Source organism: Paraglaciecola sp. L3A3, from assembly GCF_009796765.1.
Lineage (GTDB): Bacteria > Pseudomonadota > Gammaproteobacteria > Enterobacterales > Alteromonadaceae > Paraglaciecola.
Genome location: NZ_CP047023.1, coordinates 1,822,202 through 1,845,100, shown reverse-complemented (window position 1 = coordinate 1,845,100; position 22,899 = coordinate 1,822,202). Strand labels below are relative to the sequence as shown.

The following is a 22,899-nucleotide window of genomic DNA, read 5'->3' as shown; positions in this document are numbered from 1 at the left end:
ACTAAGCTAAATAAGTTATCTATTTAGCTTTTACCTTCGATATAAATTCAGATGGCCACGAAAGATAATGTTAAAGGCCATGTTTACCAAAGATAATTAGGAATAATTATGAAAACTAAATTCCCATTCAAATATAATAAAGTGGCGGCATTATTATTGTTGTCACCTCTAGGTATGGCGCATGCAGCTCTACCCTATTTCCTTGAAAGTAGTACCGGCGGTACTGACTTTGAGTTGTTATTTACTACGCACGACAGTGCATCAAGCTCGATGTTATTAGATATTGATAATAGTAATAATGTACATTTAGGGTTTACATCAGACATTGACAGCGTGCCTAGGTACACAAAATATGAAGACGGTGTGGTGACGTCCCAAGCACTTGACGTGGGCTCTAACGCGGCTAATGGTTACCCTACCGTATTAGTTAACCCTGCGATTGAGAATGGTTTAGTAACTGTTTACAACCAAGGCGGTGTGGTTAAAGTTGCCACAAGTACTGATAATGGTGCTAGCTGGACTACTTCTGCGAATACTATGTCGACATCAATAGTGACAGATATAGATGCCGCTCAAGAGTTACGCCGTATACAGGCAAGTATTGATAGTCAGGGTAAAGTGTACGTGGCTTATACAACAACAACGGCTTCCGTTCTTGGAAAGTTTCATATTAACTCATATGACACCACAACAGACACTTGGGCTGACGAAACACAAACAGTTCTCGATACAAGAGATGTTAATACAGCTAATTATGAGCGAACCGATTCTACAGCAGATATTGTCATAAGTGCTGATGACAAACCTTATGCTGTTTATCGTGCGAGCAACCATTTTTCCTATGTTTATACACCTGATGCTGACGGTGTTTGGCAATCCTATAAATTGCATAATGGCGACAGAGTCATGCGGGCAGAGAATGCAAAAATTGCCATTGATAATGATGGCACTATTTACATACTATACTCTGGTAATGAAAGTTGGATGTGGAATACTTATATATACAAAGTGTCTGCATTGAATGATACTTCAGGTATTGCTGAAGGTGGAATTCTTGCCGAAAAACTATTAGATAAGTTAACGGTAACTCCTAATATTCAAAATACTGCCGGCAATACTGATGTTATACCCAATCTCGAAGTTCAATCTCTTAGCCGTCCTGTATTTGATAATAATAACAATATGTTTTTTGCCTTCAGTGACCCATCGGTAACCGATACAAAAGACTTTATTGTCGCTAAAGTTGATACAGAAACTGGTGATGCAACTCGACTCAACAATAACTATGTTGGGGTAACAGGTTTAGATGCACCATCAGCTGGTTTTAATACGGTCGATTTAGCCATTGATGGAAATGACCTTCCGGTCGTTGTTTTCAATGAAGGCACCCCAACCGTTATGCGATTAGCTCGTATTCCAAGTGGTGAATCATTAGCCTATACAATTAATGATGCGCAACTGTTGTCTGTTGGTAGTTTAACCGGTAGAGATACAGATGGTGATGTAATTACTTATACTATTACTGATGATCTAACGGGTGAGGCTGCCGGCAGTGCTGCAGCATTATTTACCGTTGATAGCGATACCGACCAATTGATGCTTAAGGCACCTGCCGAAGAAAATAATACGGTGTATAACCTTACTGTTACAGCAACAGCTAATAGTGAATCAACCAGTGTTGATATTGCGGTGACAGTAGAATTCCTGTCAGATAGAGATGGTGATAGGGTAACTGATATCCATGATGTTTTTCCTGATGATCCGACTGAATGGGCTGATCGCGATGAGGATGGTTACGGCGATAATTCAGATCCAACGCCAGATGACCCTAATGACGTGACTGGACCGACAATAATGTTCAATGTAGCGGAAGGCGAAGATAATCCTGTGTTAGTGCTTAACGCGACGGGATTCACTTCAGAGCTGACTCCCGCAATACTCGCTGATTTTGTTAATGCCAATATTACTGCTTCAGATTTCCGAGAGGGTGCAACGAGTGTTGGTTTTGCTTTAGGCACAAACACTCAATTGGTATCAGGTGTAAACACCATTCAATTAACATCTACCGATAGTGCTGGTAATGAAGAGACATTGCCTTTTTTCATTACGGTATACGTGAACCCAGTTGTACAAGTAGCGACTAATTTAGTTGTAGAAACCGATGGTATATTATCAGTACCCATTAATTTAAAAGGTACCGCACCTGCTTACCCTGTGGTACTTAACTATACAGTAACACCTAGCAATACGGGTATTACATCAGCGCCACTCACCGCTTCTTTTGATGAAGGTGATATTACGGTAATCAATTACGATTTAAGTAGTGTGCCGGTAGAAGAAAGAACACAAACGGGTGAAAGTATTTCAATTGAAATTACAGACGCGATTAATGCATCTGTTCCAGCTGGTACCACATCAACGGCCCAAGTTATCAGTGGTAATGTTGCGCCTGTTGTTACTCTGTCTGTTAGTCAGTTAAATGATGCTGGAACCTATGAAAATGTTAGTCTGGTTGCAGGTAATGCTGGCAATGCGGTTGTTGAAGTTGTAGACGGTATTGAGACGGTTGTACGTGAAGCATATGCCCCATTAGTTAAAGTAACCGCTAATATCTATGATGTTAATATGAGTGATACGCATTGCGTGACCTTTACTTCAATGGATGGTGCATTAGTAGAATATGTTGACCCGAATGAAGTGATAGACCCAGAAGCAGAACCTGTTGCTGGCTGTAATCTTTCAAATACCTTTATATTCGATCCTAGTAACCTTCCTAATAACCTTTTGGGTACTGGTAATAGCTTCCTTACTGGAAAATTTAACTTGGAAGTCAGTGTTGTTGAAAATCATTCAGTTGCGCCTTTTACTACCGAAAAATCCATAGTTATTGATGTTAATGGTATTCAAAGTAGTCTTATCCCGGATACTAATGAAAATGGAGTTCCTGATTACGCAGAAAGTGATACGACAATAAATGATTCTACAATATTAGGCATTGTTGCTGACGAGGCTCCATTACAAGTATCAGCAGGTTTATCATTGTCTCTTGGTGGAATTGCCCATGAAAACCGATTTACTAGTGGTTTAGCAGCAATTGATGCCGGTGAACTTGAAGCTGATTTACATTATACGGCAATATCAGACATCATTGATTTCAAAGTCAATGGTTTACAACAAGTAGGTGATCCTGTATCGGTTGTAGTACCACTAACTGGCAGCACTGTTATTCCTGAAGGGGCTGTATATCGTAAATACACAGATATCAACGGTTGGTTTAACTTTGTTGAGGACGCGAATAATATGCTTAAGTCTGCAATGAAAGATGATTCAGGTAATTGTCCTATACCTAATTCAGCAAGTTATACGCAAGGATTAACAGAAAATGATAACTGTATTCAGTTAACCATTGAAGATGGCGGCTTAAATGACGGTGATGGCCTAGCGAACGGTACTATTGTTGACCCAGGTGTATTAGTAACTCAAACCGTTAATACTCCGCCTGTAGTAACTGTTAGCACTCATGCAGTAAATAGTGGCGACACCTTTACTCTACTTGCTCATATTGAAGATGCAGAAAATGATGATATCACTGTTATTTGGGAGCAGGTTACAGGTCCTAATGCTGAAGTGATTGATGCCAGCACTGGTCAATTTACCGCTCCAGTTGTTACGGAACCAACTGACTTAACATTTATGGTTACGGTTAATGATGGTCAAGATACGGTAGTGAGTGAAGAGTTTACTGTAAAAGTGACGATTGAAAATTTAAAACCAGAATATGAAATAGAGCGCAAAGTTGGCTCATTTGGTTGGTTTATGCTTGCATTAGGTGGTTTATTTGCGATTCGTCGTAAACGTAAATAGCCTATAGTTAAGACCTTCGTTTGACGAAGTTTGAATAAAGCCAGTACATTAATGTACTGGCTTTTTTATTGCGCCCTATTCTTTACGACCTGAATTCTGGGTAAGCCGCATCTCTCGATAACGCTCTTTTTGCGCCTAGTTGCGTAGGATTTTCTAGCAATATCCCGCTATTACGTACGAAAAACCGCCTTGCTATACACAAAAATGTTGTCACCGAGTAAGTAACCTGAATTCTGGGTAAGCCGCGTCTCTCGATAACGCTCTTTTTGCGCCTAGTTGCGTAGGATTTTCTAGCAATAGCCCGCTATTACGGACGACAATCCGCCTTGCTATACACAAAAATTTCGTCACCGAGTAAGAATTTAGGTGAGGTGATTCGGGAAAATGTTATTAAATTATTGAATTTTAGTGATAAATTTAGCTTAAACGATACTTCTTATCCAGAACTCAGGTTAAGTATTAACGTCAAATTAACCGAGTGAATATCAGTAAGCTACTGAATCATAAATGAAATTCATATAAAAACGACACTTCTTATCCAAAGTTCAATATTTAGAAATAATCAAACCATTAGGCATTGTTACTATTTTGTTTCTTTTATGTTTAAAAAAACCAAGCTAAATATTGACATCACAACAAACAGCTGAGAAAATGCCCACCAGATGAGCATAAGCCCACAAAGTAATATTGGTAATGCTTAATAAAATGAATAAAAACTAGATTACAATTTAAAAGGGTATCCTTGTGTATAACAAGTCAAATACAGAATTAAAACGCTTAGAAGACGCAGCTCGTGCGGCTTGGCTGTATTATGTCGCCGAAAACACACAAGATGAAATAGCACAAAAATTGGATGTGTCACGCCAATCCGCGCAACGTTTAGTGGCCCTTGCTGTGAGTGAAGAACTCATTAAAGTACGCTTAGACCATCCTATTACTCAATGTATGGAATTAGCACAACAGTTAAAAAACAAGTTCAACTTAATAGATTGCGAAATAGTGCCAAGCGATCCTTCCTCAGTAGACTCTAATCATGGTTTAGCCCAGTGTGGAGCAGCATTAATTGAACGTTATTTAAAATCAGAAGTACCACAAACATTAGCTTTTGGTACTGGTAGAGCATTAAAGGCCTGCATAGATGAGTTACCTTCAATGCAATGTCAACAACACAAAATTGTTTCCTTGTTAGGCAATATGATGGCGGATGGCTCAGCTTCTGCCTTTGATATTGTTGTCACCATGGCTAACCGTATAAATGCCAAACACTATCCCATGCCTCTTCCTGTAGTAGCTTCAAGTGTTGCTGAAAAGCATATTTTGCTCAATTTAAAACCCGTTAAAAGCATTTTTAGTTTAATTGAACAAGCCGATGCAATCTTTGTAGGCATAGGCCAAATGAGCGAAAACTCCCCTTTATTAGTGGATGGTTTTATTAACCATACTGAGTTAAATGCCGTGAAAAAGGATGGAGCTCAAGGAGAGATTATTAGTTGGTTATATGACAAAAATGGTCAACTACTAACGAATATGGCCAATGAACGTGTTGTCAGTGCGCCGTTAACTATAAATAGCACGAAACCTGTTTACGGGATTGCTGCTGGTTTAGAAAAAGTTCAAGCAATTCATGCTGCACTTAAAGGTAAATTAATTAATTCGTTGATTACTAACGAATATACCGCTAAGTGCATACTAAAATTGGGTTAACAAATAATTTTGCCAAGTTTTAGGGTGCAATTTTAAAAATTATTTAAAATTGTTAATTATCAAACCCTAACTCTATATTTAATAACAATTGTCACAGACTGCTTATAAAGCAAAAAGATAGCAAGGAAATAAAATGACCAAAACTCAAAGAGACAACGCATTTAGTCAAATAAATGAAGAGCAAATGCCTGTCGCAAAAAATAAGTTACATGGATGGAAACACTTCGCAGGTTTATATGCTGGTGAACATGTAGCGGCAACTGAATTTGTTATCGGTGCAACCTTTGTCGCTTTGGGTGCGGCAACCATGGATATTATCTTAGGATTGTTAATCGGTAATTTATTAGCCATGTGTTCTTGGTGGTTACTTACCGCCCCTATCGCAGTCGAAACTCGGTTAAGTTTATATAATTACCTCAATAAAATTGCCGGTAATTCAATGACCAAATTGTATAACTGGGCCAATGTGGTGATATTTTCGGTGATCTCCGCTGCTATGATTACCGTGTCTTCCACTGCTGTGAGATTTCTATTTGATATTCCCGCGCAACTGAGTTGGTATCCCAATAGCTTTTGGTTTGTCGCCATAGTACTAGCCGTTGGCTCTATAGTAGTGTTTGTGGCTATGTATGGTTTTTCAACCGTAGCTGATTTTTCTAAAATATGTGCCCCTTGGTTATTTGTTATATTTATTGCTGGCTCATTTACTTTATTTCCCGCTTTATCTAACCATGTTTTAGGGGTAACCACTCTTGGCGGTTGGACAGATTTTGTCACCATAGGAGACAGTTCCATTTGGACAGGCTTTACTAGTGATGGCGAAAAAGGTATTGGTTTATTCGAAGTCATTGGCTTTGCTTGGGCTGCCAATTCAATTACCCATTTTGGCTTAATCGACATGGCGATATTTCGTTTTGCAAAACGTAAAAGTTATGGCTTGTTTTCAGGTGTAGGTATGTTTTTTGGTCATTACCTAGCATGGATCTCAGCAGGTATCATGGGTGCAGGTGCAGCAGTCTTACTTAAAACCTCGATCACTCAATTAGATCCAGGTGATGTGGCCTACCATGCATTAGGTTTAACAGGTTTTGTGATTATTATTATCGCCGGTTGGACAACGGCAAACGCTAACTTATACCGCGCAGGTCTTGCGGCTCAGTCTATCTTTGTCAACCAATCACGTGAAAAAACAACAGCAATAGTCGGTATAGTTACGGTAATTATTGCTTGTTTTCCATTTGTATTTACTCAAATGTTACCTTTACTTACCTATGCAGGGTTATTAGTTGTACCCGTTGGCGGTATTGTTTTTGCTGAGCATGTTTTGTTTCCAAAAATTGGTTTGACCCGCTATTGGGCTAAATACCAAAACATATCTCGCAGTATTCCAGCCATTGCCACTTGGGCACTAGCTTTAATATTCGGTTTTGGCTTAAATGTATTAGATGTGATGTCTTTTTATTACTTGTTTATTCCGACTTGGATATTCAGCATTGTGGTCTATACGGTATTGGCTAAAAAATATGGTGCCGATAAAGACTACAGCAAAGAAGTCGCAGCTGAAGCACTTGAACAGCAACACATTGAGACTTACCAAGCAGAACAAGCCAGTAACCAAAAAGCATTTATTATAGATAAAAGCCGATTCAGCAAATTGTTAAATGCTATTTCAACTATTTCACTATTAATTATTACAGCCTTTGCCTCGCAGGTGATGTTCTTTAGCGAAACAATGGATATCTATGACGTGAATAAAGCCCAATTTGAGCTGTACTGTTTCATTTGCACCATCATATATTTTGCCAGTGCTTATATGTCACTTAAGCGTCAAAAAGCACTGAATAACTAAGATTCAAAACAACAATAACACTAAGACCGCTGACTGTTGATGTGCATTGATTCAACAACAGTCAGTGCTAAAAATTAACAACTAAACTGTTTAGCTGACGGTATCGCTAGCCAGATTATCTTGTTGGTAAACTCATTTTTTGTAAGGTAAAGAACATGACTAATAATCAATTAAATCAATCAAGACTAGCTAATTTACCTAGCCATATTGATATTCCAGCTTACGATCGTAGCCAACTTAAGGCAGGGATTGTACACATAGGTGTGGGCGGGTTTCACCGTGCACACCAAGCTATGTATATTAACGAGTTGTTAAAGACACCCGGTTCTGAACAGTGGGCGATTTGTGGTGTAGGGCTATTAGAAAATAACCGTGGCTTACGAGATATTCTAGTCAAACAAGATTATTTGTATTCTTTAGTGGTACGTCATCCTAATGGGCAAATCGATAATAAAGTGATTGGTTCTATGATCGACTTTATTTTTGCCCCGGATAACAAACAAGCGGTTATTGACAAATTAGCCCATGTCGACACTAAAGTTGTATCTTTAACCATCACTGAAGGTGGTTACAACTTAAACCCTATCACAGGTGATTTGGATGTAAAAAATCCAGATATAATCCATGATATTGCTAACCCTAATACACCTATTACCGCTTTTGGCTATATTGCGGCGGCATTAAAAATTCGTAAAGATAATAATATGCAAGCTTTTACCGTGCAGTCTTGTGACAATATCCAACACAATGGTGCCGTCACCCGTAAAATGCTTTTAAGCTTTACCGCCCAACAAGATAAAGAGTTGAGTCAATGGATTGAGCAACATGTCGCATTTCCTAATGCTATGGTTGATCGTATCACTCCAGTGACCACCAAAGCAGATATTGATTACGTTACCCAAACCTTTGGTCTACAAGACGAATGGCCAATCACTTGTGAGTCTTTTGCCCAATGGGTTATCGAAGACAATTTTAGTGACGGACGCCCTAACTGGGACTTAGCAGGGGCACAATTTGTCAGCGATGTGACGCCTTTTGAAAAAATGAAAATTAGATTATTGAATGCTGGGCATTCGGTATTAGGTCTATTAGGCTCAATTCATGGTTATGCCACCATAGATGAAACAGTATCAGATAAAGACTTTGCCCAATACCTTCGTGCATTTATGGATTTAGAAGTCACACCTATGTTAGATCAATTAGACGGCATAGATTTAAATGAGTATAAAGACACTCTAATCGAGCGTTTTGCTAACCCTAATATTAAAGATAGTTTGGCGCGAATTTGTTCTGAAAGCTCGGCCAAATTACCTAAATTTTTAGTCGCCACCATTCACGAAAATTTAGCCGCAGGTAATGATTGCTCATTGGCTACATTAGTCATAGCCACTTGGTGTTTGTATAGCGACAAACAAGTTAGCCAAGCTCGACAAGCATTAGACATTCAAGATGCCATGCACAATGAGCTTACTGAATACGCGCAAAAAACAGCAACAGACAAACTAGCCTTTTTAAAACTAGACAGTTTGTTTGGTGATTTAATTGAGCAGCCTGCATTTAGCCAAAACTATAGCAAGGCAATTGATGCCCTTTATGCACCAAGCAGCAATATTAAACAGATAATGCAAAATACCCTTGAGCAAAAACACAACACAGTGACTGCGGAGACAAACTAATGAACAGCTTATTCATTAACGACAAACTACCTAGCGAAATCACAATCAATTGTTTTGGTGAAGTGTTATGGGACAATTTCGCCAGTGGTAAACGCTTAGGCGGTGCCCCACTGAACGTTTGTCTGCGTTTAAATTCATTGGGTATAAAAGCACAAATGTTAAGTGCTATAGGCGATGATCCTTTAGGACACGAATTGTTAGAGATCATTCAACAAAGGCAAATGAATACCGATTTTATCGCGGTGAATCCTGACAAAAAAACCAGCACAGTAGAAGTGACACTAGATAATAGTGGCTCAGCCTCCTACGAAATAGTGGCGGATACGGCTTGGGATAATATAGTGTTAACTCCAGCCCTTATTGAACAAGTAAAAGCTTCAGATATTTTTGTATTTGGTAGTTTAGTCGGCCGCCAAGAAACATCATTAAATACCTTAAAAGCATTAATTGAAGTGGCACAATTTAAAGTGTTTGATGTGAACTTACGTAAACCTCATTACCATCTTGAAACTTTAATAGAGCTGATGAAAACAGCCGATTTTATTAAACTGAATGACGATGAATTATATGAAATAGCCCATGCTATGGGTTCTAAATTTAATTCATTAGAGCAGAATCTTGAGTTTATTGCCGAGCAAACTAACACCCCTTACCTATGTGTTACTAAAGGCTCTCATGGTGCTTTATTAAAAATTAATGACAAAAATTATTACAACTCAGGTTACTTAATAAAGGTACTCGATACAGTTGGTGCGGGGGACGCATTTTTAGGCTCATTAATCTATCAATTGTGTAATACCACTAACGCCCAGTACGCAGTTAACTTTGCCTGTGCAGTCGGCGCTATGGTGGCACAGAATCATGGGGCCACTCCAGAATTATCAATAAATGATATAGAAGCCTTTATCAACCCAGTATAATTTTGTTGGGTGATTTGTTGACTTGTTTGTTGGCTATTAGACTGACTCACCTATTAGTAAAAAAAAACCGTAAGAGACTGAATATATTGAGCTTTTACGGTTTTTTAATTTATTAAGGATTACCCCACTTTTGCTAAAGTAAATTTAGTGTCTGCATCTCTAAGTAAGTACAAAGTTAAACAAGCAGCCCACATTGGCCATGCGGCAAAAAATAACAAATGATTAAATGCATCTGCGTATTGTGCATATGCGGACAAAGTTGAACCACCATGCATTAAAAATATCAGGCCATAAGTGAAACGCTTTTTCACCCCAGCGACAAAAGCAAGTATCAAAATTAATTGTAATGCACCCAATATATAAGCCACGGTTTCACCTACCCCGGCTATTGAATAAAACTTTTCAAAAATTTTAATGCTATGACCAGGATTAACAAACTTGTCTAAGGTCCAGACAAACATCACAATAAATACACCGAGTCGTAATGATAATAACGACCATTGTAAACGGCCTCTTAGTTCGTTGGGCAATGCTTCACTCATTGAAATTCCTAGTTAATAGTAAATGTTAAATTAAATAAACCTAGTGAAGGTGAATAGCTAAAGCTATCTTTTTCACTTCCACCAGCACAAGCCAAATGTTAGGCAAACTACAAGACCGCTAACCGAAAAAAAACTTACAAGCTTTTCTCATTTAATTGCATTTTCGCGACCAGTCCCCTATTTCATCGACAAATGGCATTTATTATTAAAGCTCTTTAATGCGCTGAATCATTCCAAAATTGTCACTCAAGCATATAGTCTTTTGACTATTTTTAGGCTAAAAATGAATTAATCGGTTATAAGCCTGTAATAAAAATCCGTGTTACAAGGTCTTTAAGCACAGGATGATTTTAAAAGAGAAAAATATGTCGATTTCAACGCACTGTATATTGATTAGTGCCAGTTTAATGGTCTCATTAACTGTTGATGCTCAACAGCAAAATAATAATGTAGAAAATGACAGTGTAGAATATATAACGGTTACGGGAGCAGCCCAACCTTCCTTAGTGATGTCTCCCAAAGACTCAATAGTAGATGGGCCATTTGGTAAAGATAAAAACTTAACCGAGATAGCTCGCAGCCTTACGTCAATTTCGAGCGATATGTTAGAGCAGCTTTCTATCGATGACTTACAAGACGTGTTAACTTTGGTTCCCAATACCTATTCAGCTAGCGGTTTTGGCGCACCTAGTTTACCCACTATTCGCGGTCAATTAGGTGAATTGTTTCAACAAGGCATGCGTCGTCAGGCAGGCAACAACGGTTTTGGTATTCCATTATCCTTTAACAGTGTGGGTCAAATTGATGTGGTAAAAGGTGCGCCATCAGTGATTTTAGGCACTAGCCAACGTAATGGTGGTTTTGTTAATTTAAATAATAAAGTGCCAACTCTCACGGGTACAGATATCAAATTACAAGCCAATGCAGGAAGCTGGGCTCATTATCGCGGCCAAATTGACATAAGTACTGCAATAACAGAAAACAAAAGCGGTATTCGAGTCAGTGCAGAATATATTGATAATGACAGTTACTACGATTTTAGCCAATTTCAAAGTGAAGACCTGTTTGTAGCTTATAAAGTACTGCCTGACGATCAATCCAGTTGGGACATTAGTTTTGAATATTATAAGGTCGACTTTACCGATAATGCGGGTATTAACCGTCCAACACAAAATTTAATCGATAAAGGTTTGTATATTACCGGTCAAGGCGTACAGCCTAATAGTTCGACTGTACCCGGTGCTTTTTCCTTAGTATCACCTACAGGTGAAGTACCCATTCCTCGTAGCACAGTACTGACCGATCCCGACAACATAAATAACGCACAAACCTATGTGGTACACAGTACTTATGAACGTCAATTAAACTCAGTACACAGCCTAACCAATCGCAGTTATTTTCAATATTTAGACCGTGAAGAAATTGCCCAAAACAGTTTTGTAGAAATCATAGACGGTGCCAAAACAGCACAAAACCGATTTGAAATACACTCTAATTGGTCTACTGAGCAGCAAACCACTTGGGGCTTAGATCTACGATATAACAATGTTTTAGGTTACAGCCAGTTTACCACTGAAGCCGACTTACCCATTGATTTAATGGGCAATATAGAACAAAGACGTATTCCATTAACAGCTGCACAACAAGCTCGCTTAGTGGAATTACGCCCAGATGTATTTGTATCCCCAGGCGCTAACTATGATATCGATAATGACGGCAGCAATGACTTTTCATTATCAGACACCACTGACTCCACCAGCTGGCAAACAGGTTTATTTGCGGAACAAGAAAGCAATTGGAATAACCGTTTTAGTACCACAGTAGGAATAAGAGCCGATCACTACGACGTCACCGCCCGTGACGCCCTACCCCCACAAGGACAAATTGCAGCACAAGATGACTTTAGCAAATGGTTGTACGCAGGCTCAGCTAGCGCACGTTTTAGCATCAACGATGATATGGTCAGTTATGCCACCTATAGCTATAGCGAAGCCACTTCAAACAGTATGGCCGGCGGCACAGTATTGGCTGCAGATAATAAAATCAATCCACTGAATTTTGCCACCCAAAACGAACTTTATGAATTAGGCATAAAATACGCTCCTGCTCAGTCACCTTGGTATATAGATGCATCTGTATTTGAACAAAGCCGAAGTTTACGTAACCGTGACGGCAGCAATACCGGTATTATTGCCAAAGGGTTTGAAGCACAAATGTTTTATCAAGACGATAAGCTATGGGCTAACTTAGGTTACAGCTATTTAGATGCACGTTACGACGATTCTGCCAGTAGCCAAGACTCACAACAAGTAGCCGACGCCTTTGATAATTCTCGTCCTGATATTATTCAAGGCACAGGTTTAGGTGCGCCAAATTTTGCAGGCTTTGCAGCATCGAACCAACGGGTTCAAGGTCTACCACAGCAGACTGTATCTGCTAGTGCGGGTTATCAAATTTTAGAAAACTGGGATGTTTCGGGCTCTGCCATTTACAGCAAAAGTTATCCGCTGGATTATCTGGCAACTGTATTCATTCGCGATCAAATAACCATTAATCTCAACACCAGTGTGGCCTTAAACGAGCAATCAAATTTACGCTTTGAAGTGCGTAACCTGACAGACGAAAAAAATTGGCGTCCTGTTTTTGAAGGCGGCTATTTTGGTTCCACTTTGGTTTTTCCTGAACTTCCTCGCAGTGTTCAGTTAACCTACACCTACAACTTTAGGGCTTAGTCATATAATGAATAATAAACGTGCAATATTGGTCGTGATCATAGCAGCGCTAGTCGCCAGCTTCTTTGTGTTCGACCTCAATCAATACCTCACCCTTGATAGCCTAAAAAACAATCAACAAGACTTAGCTCAATACATTGAAGCGAACTGGCTAGTAGCATTTATCGGTTACTTAGTCATATACGCTCTCGCTACTGCCCTTAGCGTGCCTGGCGCAGCGATATTAACCTTAGGCGCCGGGGCATTGTTTGGTTTCGGTTGGGGATTGCTATTGGCGTCATTTGCATCGAGTATTGGTGCAACCTTGGCCTTTTTGACTTCACGATTTTTATTGCGAGATTGGGTTAAAAACACTTTTTCAAAAAAACTTGAATCCATTGATAAAGGCATCGAAAAAGACGGCGCATTTTATTTATTAAGTCTGCGTTTAGTGCCTATATTCCCATTCTTTATTATCAACTTGGTGATGGGTGTTACTGGTATTAAAACTTGGACCTACTACTGGGTGAGCCAATTAGGCATGTTGATAGGTACAGCTGTTTATGTGAATGCCGGCACACAACTGGTTGAAATCAACCAATTGTCAGACATTATTTCAACAGATTTAATTTTGTCTTTTGTACTGTTAGGCATATTCCCGATTTTAGCTAAGTTTATATTAAGTGCGTTACAACAAAGACGAGTTTACAAAGGTTGGAAAAAACCGAACAAATTTGACCGTAACTTAGTGGTTATAGGGGCCGGTTCAGCAGGTTTAGTGACCGCATATATAGCCGCAGCGATTAAGTCAAAAGTGACTTTAGTTGAGCGCCACAAAATGGGCGGTGACTGTTTAAATACCGGTTGTGTACCATCAAAAAGTTTATTACATGCCAGTAAATTAGCTCACATACACCACAGTTCACAAAACGCAGGGGTAACCTACGATGCGCCGAAAATTGATTTTAAGGCGGTGATGAACAAAGTACATAGCGTAATTAAGTCAATCGAACCACATGACTCAGTTGAGCGTTACGAATCATTAGGTGTCAATGTTGTTATTGGTAGTGCCACTATCGTTTCTCCTTGGCAAGTTGATATTCAAACAGAAGACGGCGTGCAATCACTGACCACACGTAACATAGTGATTGCTACCGGTGCCCGTGCTTTTGTGCCTGATATTCCGGGTTTAAAAGACATAGACTATTTAACCGCTGATAATCTATGGGAAATTCAAGAACAACCAAAACGTATGATAGTACTGGGTGGCGGCCCAATAGGTTGTGAGTTATCCCAAGCATTCGGGCGCTTAGGCACTCACGTCACTCAAATTGAACGAGGCGCTCAGGTGCTAAGTAAAGAAGATCCAGATGCAGCACTATATTTGCAAAATCAGTTAGAAAAAGACGGCATAGATTTACGGTTGAATACCAGCGCCATCGCAGTTGAAACCAGCGAAGAAGGCCCTGTATTAGTGGTGGAATCGGCAGGTAAAGAAGAGCGTATTCCATTTGATAAAATATTAGTGGCTGTTGGACGCCAAGCCAACTTAACTGGTTTTGGTTTAGACAAATTAGGCATTGAAACTGACCGCACAGTTGTGACCAATGACTTTTTACAAACCAAATACCCTAATATATTGGCGGCGGGTGATGTAGCTGGTCCTTATCAATTTACCCATACTGCAAGCCATCAAGCTTGGTATGCTGCAGTGAATGCATTGTTCAGACCCTTTAAAATATTTAAGGTGGATTACAGTGTGATCCCTTGGGCCACATTTGCTGAGCCAGAAATCGCCACGGTCGGATTAAACGAAGTGGCAGCAAAACAACAAGGTATAGAAGTAGAGGTCACGCGCTACGATATAGGCGGTTTAGACCGAGCTTTAGCCGATGATCACGCACGTGGTTTTGTAAAAGTATTAACTAAACCGGGTAAAGATAAAATACTCGGTGCCACAATAGTGGGTGCTAATGCCGGAGAATTGCTGGCTGAATTTGTTCTCGCCATGAAACACGGCTTAGGCTTAAACAAACTATTAGGCACTATTCACATTTATCCCACTATGGCTGAAGCCAACAAAAACGTAGCCGGAAACTGGAAAAAAGCTCACGCTCCAGAAAAAGTTCTAGCTTGGCTTGAACGTTTTCATACTTGGCGTCGTAAATAACCTGATATAGGGATACCCTGAGTTTAGGTTAAATAAGATAATAACGACTTGGGCATGGTGTATTTGTTATGCCCAAGTCATTAAATAATGAAGCGCCAGCGCTATAAAAAGTCACGCTCTTCACGAGGAGTAATATGCAAAACCAACTCGCTAGATCCATCAACTGCAAAACGTTTATGCAAACAATGCTGGCTGGGAGTACTTTTATTTTATTGGCATTTTCAGCAACACTAAAGGCTGCTGACTTTGATCATCACTATAAAAATTATGATCAATTACTCAAACAAGTGGTTAATTTGTCTGCCGATAAAAAACAATCACGGGTTGACTATCAGCTATTAACCAATAAAAAAGAGCCGTTACAACTAGCTTTACAAACATTTTCAAATGTCACAAAAAACCAATATGACACTTGGAATGAACCGCAAAAACTTAGTTTTTTAATCAATGCTTATAATGGATTTACTTTGCAGTTAATTGTTGATCATTGGAGCGAATTCAAACAAGGCGATGCAGAGTCTATTCGTGATTTAGGCAGCTTTTTTACTACTCCTTGGGAAAAAGAATTTTTCACATTATTCCAGAAAAAACATAACTTAGATGACATTGAGCATGAAATGGTACGTAAATGGTTTAAAGAGCCACGTATCCATGCTGTTTTAGTCTGTGCTGCTGTATCTTGCCCACCACTTCGTAACCAAGCCTATATTGCGGATTCTTTAAACCAACAACTTGATAATCAAATGTATATATTTTTAGCCGATAACACCCGTAATTATATTGATGGTAAAAAAGGAAAAGCCTACCTTTCATCGATTTTTAAATGGTACCGTGGTGATTTTGAAAAAGGCGATGCAGGGTTTTCGTCTTTATATGATCTATTACAAAAATATAATAAAGCTCTTATTTCAGGGGAGCAAGAACAAGCTATCCGCAGTTTGTTAATGAACAATGACTTCCCTATACTATTCAAAGACTATGACTGGCGCTTAAATGATGTGGCTAACTTTTAAATCTTCTCGTTTATTTTCCAAGGTGAAACCAAAAAAAACGTTAGTCAGCTTACTGACACTTTTTACTCTTTGTTGTTTGCCATTTATTTCCATTTCATATGGACAAACCTCATTAACAGCAGAAGTTGAGCAAAGAGAAAACAACCCCCAATGGCAACAAACCTTAGCCGCCGCTAAAGGCCAAAATGTGTATTTTTATGCTTGGGGTGGATCAAAACCAATCAACGATTATTTACGCTGGGCCACACGGGAAATAGCTCGCCGTTATAAAATCCGTTTACACCATGTTAAAGTCGCTGATATCAGTGAAGCAGTGAGTCGTCTAAAAGCCGAAGGAGGCAACAAAAGTGCTATCGATTTATTATGGATCAATGGCGAAAATTTTAGTTACTTAAAACAACAAGATTTGTTACTTGGTCAACTATGGGCTGATATTCCTAATAGTGTATTACTCGCCACCCAAGTATTCCCCCTAAAAAACGATTTTGGCGTAGCGATTGAAGGTTATGAAGTACCATGGGGCTTAGGCCAATTTAACTTAATCGCTAACAGTGACATCTTTAATAACAGCCGTACAGACAATCTAACCCCAGCCGATATTTTAGCCGCTGCCAAACAGCACCCTGGCCGCATTAGCTACCCTCGTCCACCAGAGTTTCACGGCACCACTTTTTTAAAACAGCTCTTAGTAGCACTGAGTAATAAAGATCCGCGACTGTATTTACAGGCAACCCTCGAGGCCCAGTCTGCATTATTACCCTTACTATGGAATTATCTTGATCGGCTACATCCACTGACTTGGCAGCAAGGCAAAGCGTTCCCTAGTTCCAATACGGAACAACTCTCTTTGTTTCAGCAAAAACAATTAGTCATGGCAGTGAGCTTTAACCCCAATGAATTAGCCAAAGAACAACATGCAAAACGTATTGCTGACTCCGCCCAGCGTTTATATTTTAACGACGGAGCGATTACCAATAGCCATAACTTAGCCATACCTAAAGGATCACAAAGTCCAGAGGCCGCTAAAGTGGTAATTCACTTTTTATTAAGTGAACTAGCACAAAAACAAAAACTCACTGGCAGTTGGGGAGATCCATCGGTGATCACACCTTTATTAGATGACACATCAAGGTTACCCGCTCAACAAGAATTACACAGCTCATGGCAACAGGTTATTGAAGATACATGGCAACAAAGATACGGCGCTTAACCCTTAGTACGGCCTGGCTGATTGTTGGGCTAGTCGCAGGGATGCCTTTATTCGGGGTCATAATTGGTTTATGGCCAGCGGTAGAGCTATCTTGGACGCAAGTCACAGACTTTTTTACCTACAAAGGATTGGCTTCCAGTGTACTCGACACATTGCTTTTGTCCTTGTTGGCTCCGCTTATTGCCCTGTATGTCGCCTTCATGGTCTACAGCCAATATCGCTTTAACCCTAAATGGCAAACCTTAGAACAACGTCTGGCCCCTCTTTTATCACTACCCCATTTAGCCGTTGCACTGGGGTTAGTTTATTTATTCAGCTCTGGTGGGATGTTATGGAGCAGTATCTGGGGCTTATTTAACGCTCCAGCTCCAGAATGGTTAGCTCTTCCTAGAAAAAGTCTGATCACCATGACACTCGCTATTAGCATTAAAGAAGTACCATTCTTTTTGTTAATATTTAGTGCCTTAGGTCGTCAATTAGCCATCAAAGACTGGTTACTACAGGGCCGAGCATTGGGATATAGCGAAATCACCAGTTGGTGGTTACTGGTGTTCCCCATTATGTTAAAGCAAAGTCGTTTAGCTTTATTAGCCGCCATGGCTTACACCTTATCAGTCTTGGATATCAGTTTACTCATAGGACCTAATATTCCTGAGCTTTATGCTGTGGTGTTATATAGCTGGCAAACAGGTTTTACTGAAGCACAGCAAAGTTACGCATTTATCGGTAATCTATTATTACTGGTGATGCTGGGCTTATTAATTTTTAGCATTTACCTACACGAGTGGCTGATCACTAGAGGTTTATTAGCACAAGCCGTTATGGCCAACCCTTTAAAAATTGCCGGTTTAAGCCATGTCTTTACCGCATGGTTAGGCTTGTTCAGTGTGTTAACTGTGACCATTTTGCTAACCTTCATACTCTGGTCCCTAGGTTGGAACAGTCAAAATAGTTTGAGCAATATCAATTGGTCTTTTACCTTATGGCAAGATGAATGGTTCTTTTTTCAAGCTCCTTTATTAAATAGTTTACATATTGCCTTATTGAGCAGCGTTTTAGGGGTCGCTATTAGTTTGTTGGCGCTTGAACTACAAAAACAAAGTCGCCGATATTTACCCGATTATGTTTGGTTGTTAGCCATATTATTACCCCAGTTAAGTATGGTTTATGGCTGGCAAATAATACATACCCAGGTAGGAGCTGATTACAATACCTTTTGGATCGTGCTGTCCCATTTACCTTTTACCTTTGCTTATAGTTATTTAGTGTTAAAGGGGCCTTTTCAAAGCTTAAATCGGCATTATGAGCTGGTCGCAGCTAGCTTTGGTTATAGCTATTGGCAATCTTGGTGGCAAGTGCGCTTTATGTTATTGCGTCCTGCCCTACTTAGCGCCTTGGCTCTGGCGTTTTCGGTGAGTATTGCTCAATATATCCCAACCCTAATGATAGGCGCTGGCCGAATATCCACTATTACCACGGAAGCTGTAGCAATAGCCTCAGGCAATGAACAAAGTATTACTGCAGTCTATATGCTGATACAGGCAACATTACCTTTTTTGGCCTTTTTAATTGCCAGTATATTGGCTCAACGGATACGAGGAAGCTTTGATGCTACACATCAATAATTGCCAGATAAAGATTAAAGATGGTCATATAACCTTACCCAAGATCAGCCTTGCTGCTGGTGAACTTCTGGTGGTCACTGGACCCAGTGGCATGGGCAAGTCGACATTTTTACATTGGTTACTTGGGGATAAAATCGAGCACGCGCAAATAAGCGGTGATATTAGCCTGAATGGTACCCCTTTAAATTCGCTGAATATAGAACAAAGACGCATAGGTTTATTAATGCAAGATGTGCATTTATTTCCTCATTTGACTGTATTAGACAATATCTGTTTTGCCTTGCCCCACAATACAAAAGGCCAAAACGGCAAAACACTTAATAGACAACAGCGTCGTGAGCTAGCTACAACTATGTTAGAGAATATTGATTTAGCTTATCTCGCCCAGCATTATTCTGAGCAACTAAGTGGTGGGGAACGCTCTAGAGTGGGTCTAATTAGAGCCCTAGCCAATGAGCCACACGCATTGTTAATGGATGAACCCTTCGCAGCACTTGACCCTAAAACCAGTGAGCAAGTCAGTCAGTGGGCATTTAACCAACTGCAAAGTCGAGGTGTACCTAGTATTATGGTCAGCCACGATCTTGATCACTTACCCTCCCAAGCGCAACATTTGAATTTAGCCGATTTTTTTACTGCTGATGACAATAAACAAGGTAAAGCATGATAGATCCCCTATTAAATAAATTATTAAAAAAGCCATTATGCGGTGCAGCTAAACAATTAATTAAATGTGGTGTTAACGCCGATGCTGTCACCTTAATAGGCTTTATTATTGGCATATTGGCGGTGCCAGCGATTATTTTTGAGCAGTATATTTTGGCTTTGTGTTTAATCTTATTAAATCGTCTAGGCGACGGATTAGATGGGGCGATAGCAAGAGAGACTTCACCCACAGACGCAGGTGGTTTTTTAGATATTACTTTGGATTTTATTTTTTACTCGGCTATCGTTTTTGCCTTTATATGTGCTGCCCCAGAACAAAATGCCATTGCTGGCAGTTTTTTGATGTTGTCATTCATGGCCACAGGCGGGAGTTTTTTAGCTTTTGCTATTATGGCCAGTAAACATAATATCGACAGCCCTAAATACCCGCAGAAAAGTTTGCATTATATGGGCGGCCTAGCTGAGGGTTTCGAAACCATTTTAGTATTGTGTTTATTTTGCTTGTTTCCCAGCCAATTTGTACTCATTGCTAGTATATTTGCTGCTATATGTTGGTTAACCGCTATTATTCGTATATGGATGGGATACAACACCCTAATCGCCACAATAAAACCTAAGGATCTTTCCGGTTAGCAGGGTCGCGAAAAGGTATCAATAACACAGTAGCAATCCCAGTGTTGTTAACTGCCTCGGAATATTCTTTTAATCCTAACACTAACCCTTGATCTCCTGCCTTTGCTTGCTGGGTATAACTAGCAAATAGACGATCCCAAATGGATAAACAAAATCCGTAGTTACTATTGGTTTCTACCACAACCTGACTATGATGTATGCGATGCATGGCTTGTGTCACTATCAATTTACGTAGCGGCCATTCAAGCCAGCTGGGTAACTTGATATTACTGTGATTAAAAATAGCACTGGCATTTAATAAAATTTCGAACAACAAAATGGCTTCAATGGGTATACCCAAAAGTAGAATTCCCGCTGCTTTAACCACTAAACTCAAGGCTATTTCTAGTGGATGAAAGCGTAAGCCGGTAGAAGCATCTAAATGGGGGTCAGCATGATGCACTCTGTGTAAGCGCCATAACATTGGCACAATATGAAATACCCTATGCTGCCAATAAATCAAACAATCAAGCATGATCACAGCCAGCAAGATAGCCAACCAAGGAGGTAAATTGATAAGATTAAATAAGCCAAAGTTTTGCTGCTGGGCATAAATAGCTGCCACAGCCAAACCGGCTGGAACCATGACTCGTCCAACAAGGGCACCACAAAAAACCAGAAAGAAATTAGTTAACCAACGTTTAGTATTCGCCACAGGAGAAATACGATTGGGCCGCAAAGCTTCCCAAATCATCATGATCAGCAGTACGCTGATAAAGCTACCGATACGTAGCCAGGCCTCATTGTTCATATTTAATTAACTACATTTTCTAAATTTTATTAACTCTGAGGAGGTAGAAACGCCAACAGAACGCATAACTATGCTTTTATATTCCATAAATTTTGATTTCCTAGTACACAAAAATATTTATGAGGCTCCCAATAAAAAGGGGGCGGTTCATCAATATGTTCCGGTATAAAAGCATGCTCTAATTTTTGCGAAATTTCGGACACCGGTTTTTGAGATCTGTTTTCTAGCTTTTTTCGTGCTTTATGAAAATGCATATTCCGATCTTTTTCAATTTCTTCATTTATACAAAACTCTGTAAAGACTAGGTTCTTGCTTACGGGTAGGCAAATCGGCTGTTCCGACTGTTTAGGGTTAAGTTCGGTGACAATGGCATATTCATATTGTTCAATCTCATTGCCGAATACGTCATTCGGGATATATACAATACCGTAACCAAGGGGAAATTGGCCAACAATACTGACAAATACTTTTGCGAGCTGACTACTTATTTGTTTTTTGACTGCTAATTGAGCAACAAGAATAGAAGCATTGGTCCAAGATTTTTTGCTGAAATTTTCTTTTGTAGAAAAAATAACGGATGAATATTTTTGCGGTATTTTAATAATTTCACTGGTGCCGAGTTTGCTGAAATTAGCACCTTCCACTAATGATATTTGAAAATCTAAACGTTCTTGTTCAGCTTCAGAAAAAGCGCTTGCTTGTTGTTTTTCTGCTATTGGACTGAGTTGGCAACCTAAACCATGTTTTAAATAATCAATTGTATATTGATAATTCATGTCTAACATTTGTTGCCGCTCATCTTTATTTAATAAGCGAAACCTGTCTTTGTCATCTTCTTCTCCAGCCAAGATTGTCGCTAGTTTAGGGTGTTGAAATCCAATATCTTGGAAAATAGCAGCAAGCATAATGGGCATAAGTACGGCTTGGGTATAACAAATATGATTAGCAGCCTCAGGCACATAACGTTGTTTAACATCATATTCTTTCAGTATATAGGGATTTTGAATGGTGCCATCTAACATTAACTTATCTAACATTCTTAAACTTAAAACAGTTTTGTATGCGGGTTTAAGAGTCTGATGAATTTCAGCTAATTGTTTACCTTCGCCTGGAGAAAAGAGCGCTATAGTGGTTAAAAATTTGCCACTTTTATACTGTGTTTGCTCGTAATTGTCACCTTCTGATAAAGAAAGTATATGCATACATATTGTTATGGCTTTGTTTAATCGGTCTAATCTACAAGCTTGTTGACGAATACGCTCTTGGTTTAAATCGTTTTTTAGTTTTTCAATCTGCAAAGAATGGTTTTTAGCATTAGCTTTGACAAAATACTCAGATCGATTGTATAATTTATCAATCTGATCAGAAATTAATTTAAGTTTGGTTGCATTTTTCTCAGCATTTTTAAAATAATCTTTGGCATGATCGTACAAAGAAGGGCTATGAGGATTTTGCCCACTAATAGCCTTGATCAATAGATCGACTGACATTGTGTAACTGGTATTATTTTGTTTACTTAACACAAC

General features: G+C 39.4%; 15 protein-coding genes. 12 read left to right on the top strand and 3 right to left on the bottom strand.

Going from position 1 to position 22,899, the window contains the following annotated elements; translation table 11 throughout:
• Positions 1–108 precede the first annotated feature (108 nt).
• The 5 genes from GQR87_RS07700 (at position 109) to GQR87_RS07680 (ending at position 10,013) form a co-directional block, all read left to right on the top strand.
• Positions 109–3,864, top strand: coding sequence for a choice-of-anchor U domain-containing protein (locus GQR87_RS07700; protein WP_158968101.1), 3,756 nt, complete (start codon positions 109–111; stop codon positions 3,862–3,864).
• A gap of 744 nt (positions 3,865–4,608) precedes the next feature.
• Positions 4,609–5,568, top strand: coding sequence for a sugar-binding transcriptional regulator (locus GQR87_RS07695; protein WP_158968099.1), 960 nt, complete (start codon positions 4,609–4,611; stop codon positions 5,566–5,568).
• A 133-nt stretch (positions 5,569–5,701) separates the two neighbouring features.
• On the top strand, positions 5,702–7,417 hold the full coding sequence (locus GQR87_RS07690; RefSeq protein ID WP_158968097.1) for a cytosine permease: 1,716 nt from the start codon (positions 5,702–5,704) through the stop codon (positions 7,415–7,417).
• 155 nt (positions 7,418–7,572) lie between these two features.
• Positions 7,573–9,093, top strand: coding sequence for a mannitol dehydrogenase family protein (locus GQR87_RS07685; protein WP_158968095.1), 1,521 nt, complete (start codon positions 7,573–7,575; stop codon positions 9,091–9,093).
• Positions 9,093–10,013 carry a carbohydrate kinase gene (locus GQR87_RS07680; RefSeq protein ID WP_158968093.1) on the top strand — a complete coding sequence of 307 codons (921 nt, stop codon included), beginning with the start codon at positions 9,093–9,095 and terminating at the stop codon, positions 10,011–10,013. Before GQR87_RS07685 ends, GQR87_RS07680 begins: the two co-directional genes overlap by 1 nt.
• A 119-nt stretch (positions 10,014–10,132) precedes the next feature.
• Here the strand turns inward: GQR87_RS07680 and GQR87_RS07675 are convergent, their stop codons facing one another.
• Complete coding sequence (locus GQR87_RS07675) at positions 10,133–10,555, bottom strand: hypothetical protein (protein ID WP_158968091.1); 423 nt, start codon at positions 10,553–10,555, stop codon at positions 10,133–10,135.
• A 365-nt stretch (positions 10,556–10,920) separates the two neighbouring features.
• Between GQR87_RS07675 and GQR87_RS07670 the strand changes: the two genes are divergently transcribed.
• The 7 genes from GQR87_RS07670 (at position 10,921) to GQR87_RS07640 (ending at position 20,583) form a co-directional block, all read left to right on the top strand.
• Positions 10,921–13,287, top strand: a complete 2,367-nt coding sequence (locus GQR87_RS07670) for a TonB-dependent siderophore receptor (RefSeq protein WP_158968089.1) — start codon at positions 10,921–10,923, stop codon at positions 13,285–13,287.
• 7 nt (positions 13,288–13,294) lie between these two features.
• Positions 13,295–15,436 carry an FAD-dependent oxidoreductase gene (locus tag GQR87_RS07665; protein ID WP_158968087.1) on the top strand — a complete coding sequence of 714 codons (2,142 nt, stop codon included), beginning with the start codon at positions 13,295–13,297 and terminating at the stop codon, positions 15,434–15,436.
• Between the two features lie 134 nt (positions 15,437–15,570).
• Positions 15,571–16,449 carry a DUF547 domain-containing protein gene (locus tag GQR87_RS07660; RefSeq protein WP_233267425.1) on the top strand — a complete coding sequence of 293 codons (879 nt, stop codon included), beginning with the start codon at positions 15,571–15,573 and terminating at the stop codon, positions 16,447–16,449.
• Positions 16,430–17,659, top strand: coding sequence for an ABC transporter substrate-binding protein (locus GQR87_RS07655; RefSeq protein ID WP_370459622.1), 1,230 nt, complete (start codon positions 16,430–16,432; stop codon positions 17,657–17,659). Before GQR87_RS07660 ends, GQR87_RS07655 begins: the two co-directional genes overlap by 20 nt.
• Positions 17,635–19,284 (top strand): ABC transporter permease, encoded by a 1,650-nt coding sequence (locus tag GQR87_RS07650; RefSeq protein WP_158968085.1) that lies wholly within the window; start codon positions 17,635–17,637, stop codon positions 19,282–19,284. The genes GQR87_RS07655 and GQR87_RS07650 overlap by 25 nt, the downstream gene beginning before the upstream one ends.
• Complete coding sequence (locus GQR87_RS07645; RefSeq protein ID WP_158968083.1) at positions 19,268–19,951, top strand: ATP-binding cassette domain-containing protein; 684 nt, start codon at positions 19,268–19,270, stop codon at positions 19,949–19,951. Before GQR87_RS07650 ends, GQR87_RS07645 begins: the two co-directional genes overlap by 17 nt.
• A complete protein-coding gene (locus GQR87_RS07640; protein WP_158968081.1) occupies positions 19,948–20,583 on the top strand; it encodes a CDP-alcohol phosphatidyltransferase family protein in 636 nt (211 codons plus the stop codon). The genes GQR87_RS07645 and GQR87_RS07640 overlap by 4 nt, the downstream gene beginning before the upstream one ends.
• Here the strand turns inward: GQR87_RS07640 and GQR87_RS07635 are convergent.
• Together GQR87_RS07635 and GQR87_RS07630 are read right to left on the bottom strand one after the other, a co-directional pair.
• Positions 20,564–21,373, bottom strand: coding sequence for a sterol desaturase family protein (locus tag GQR87_RS07635; protein WP_158968079.1), 810 nt, complete (start codon positions 21,371–21,373; stop codon positions 20,564–20,566). The genes GQR87_RS07640 and GQR87_RS07635 overlap by 20 nt on opposite strands.
• A gap of 68 nt (positions 21,374–21,441) precedes the next feature.
• Positions 21,442–22,896 (bottom strand): hypothetical protein, encoded by a 1,455-nt coding sequence (locus GQR87_RS07630; protein ID WP_199271703.1) that lies wholly within the window; start codon positions 22,894–22,896, stop codon positions 21,442–21,444.
• Positions 22,897–22,899: the final 3 nt, after the last annotated feature.

Coding starts and splice junctions, on each gene's coding strand:
- GQR87_RS07700 (WP_158968101.1), top strand. CDS start 109: ATGAAAACTAAATTCCCATTCAAATATAATAAAGTGGCGGCATTATTA.
- GQR87_RS07690 (WP_158968097.1), top strand. CDS start 5,702: ATGACCAAAACTCAAAGAGACAACGCATTTAGTCAAATAAATGAAGAG.
- GQR87_RS07685 (WP_158968095.1), top strand. CDS start 7,573: ATGACTAATAATCAATTAAATCAATCAAGACTAGCTAATTTACCTAGC.
- GQR87_RS07680 (WP_158968093.1), top strand. CDS start 9,093: ATGAACAGCTTATTCATTAACGACAAACTACCTAGCGAAATCACAATC.
- GQR87_RS07675 (WP_158968091.1), bottom strand. CDS start 10,555: ATGAGTGAAGCATTGCCCAACGAACTAAGAGGCCGTTTACAATGGTCG.
- GQR87_RS07670 (WP_158968089.1), top strand. CDS start 10,921: ATGTCGATTTCAACGCACTGTATATTGATTAGTGCCAGTTTAATGGTC.
- GQR87_RS07665 (WP_158968087.1), top strand. CDS start 13,295: ATGAATAATAAACGTGCAATATTGGTCGTGATCATAGCAGCGCTAGTC.
- GQR87_RS07660 (WP_233267425.1), top strand. CDS start 15,571: ATGCAAAACCAACTCGCTAGATCCATCAACTGCAAAACGTTTATGCAA.
- GQR87_RS07655 (WP_370459622.1), top strand. CDS start 16,430: ATGATGTGGCTAACTTTTAAATCTTCTCGTTTATTTTCCAAGGTGAAA.
- GQR87_RS07650 (WP_158968085.1), top strand. CDS start 17,635: ATGGCAACAAAGATACGGCGCTTAACCCTTAGTACGGCCTGGCTGATT.
- GQR87_RS07645 (WP_158968083.1), top strand. CDS start 19,268: ATGCTACACATCAATAATTGCCAGATAAAGATTAAAGATGGTCATATA.
- GQR87_RS07640 (WP_158968081.1), top strand. CDS start 19,948: ATGATAGATCCCCTATTAAATAAATTATTAAAAAAGCCATTATGCGGT.
- GQR87_RS07635 (WP_158968079.1), bottom strand. CDS start 21,373: ATGAACAATGAGGCCTGGCTACGTATCGGTAGCTTTATCAGCGTACTG.